This window comes from Synechococcus sp. BA-120 BA3 (genome assembly GCF_034931285.1).
Taxonomy (GTDB): domain Bacteria; phylum Cyanobacteriota; class Cyanobacteriia; order PCC-6307; family Cyanobiaceae; genus Cyanobium.
Window position 1 is genome coordinate 1 of the sequence record NZ_JAYGHZ010000196.1, and the last position, 1,033, is coordinate 1,033.

Sequence of the window (1,033 nt, forward strand, 5' to 3'; positions counted from 1 at the left end):
CCCTGGAGCCTTCGCCCCCCCCGTCCCTCTCCCCCCAGCGGGTCACCGACGACCTGGATCGTCTGCTGGCCGTGCTGCCGCCCGTGGTGCAGCGGGCCCTGGCGGGGCCGGAGCCGCGGGAGGGGCTGCTGGAGGTGGTGCTCGACCTGGGCCGGGTGCCCGAGGCCCGCTACCCCGGCCGGGTGCGGGCCCTGGGCCATGACGCGATCGAGCGTTCCGATCTGGCGGCGGTGCTGCAGCGTCTCGGCCCCTTCGGCGGCGACAACCGGGCCGGCATCGAGCGCACCCTGCACCGCATCAGCGCCATCCGCAACCGCACCGGCGACGTGGTGGGGCTCACCTGCCGGGTGGGCCGGGCCGTGTTCGGCACGGTGGCGATGGTGCGCGACCTGCTGGACACGGGCCAGTCGCTGCTGCTGATGGGCCGCCCCGGGGTGGGCAAGACCACGGCCCTGCGGGAGATAGCCCGGGTGCTCGCCGACGACCTGCAGCGCCGGGTGGTGGTGATCGATACCAGCAACGAGATCGCCGGGGACGGCGACATCCCCCATCCCGCCATCGGGCGAGCCAGGCGCATGCAGGTGGCCCGCCCGGAACTGCAGCACCAGGTGATGATCGAGGCGGTGGAGAACCACATGCCCGAAGTCATCGTGATCGATGAGATCGGCACCGAACTGGAGGCCCAGGCGGCCCGCACCATCGCCGAACGGGGCGTGATGCTGGTGGCCACGGCCCACGGCAACGAACTGGCCAACCTGATCCGCAACCCCACCCTCAGCGACCTGGTGGGCGGCATCCAGTCGGTGACCCTGGGGGATGAGGAGGCGCGCCGGCGCCGCACCCAGAAGACCGTGCTGGAACGGGCCGCCGAGCCCACCTTTCCTCTGGCGGTGGAGATGCACAGCCGCCACCGCTGGCTCGTGCACCGCGACGTGGCCGGCACCGTGGACCTGCTGCTGCGCGGCCAGCCCACCCACCCCCAGGTGCGGGAGCTGGGCGGCGACGGTCGGCTGGTGCTGCGCGACGACGGCCC

General features: G+C 73.5%; 1 protein-coding gene. It reads left to right on the forward strand.

Annotated elements, in window-relative coordinates; all coding sequences use genetic code 11:
* Positions 1-2: 2 nt before the first annotated feature.
* Positions 3-1,033, forward strand: a 1,031-nt coding sequence (locus VB737_RS07220; RefSeq protein ID WP_500312240.1) for an AAA ATPase domain-containing protein, incomplete at its 3' end; no start/stop codon positions are given.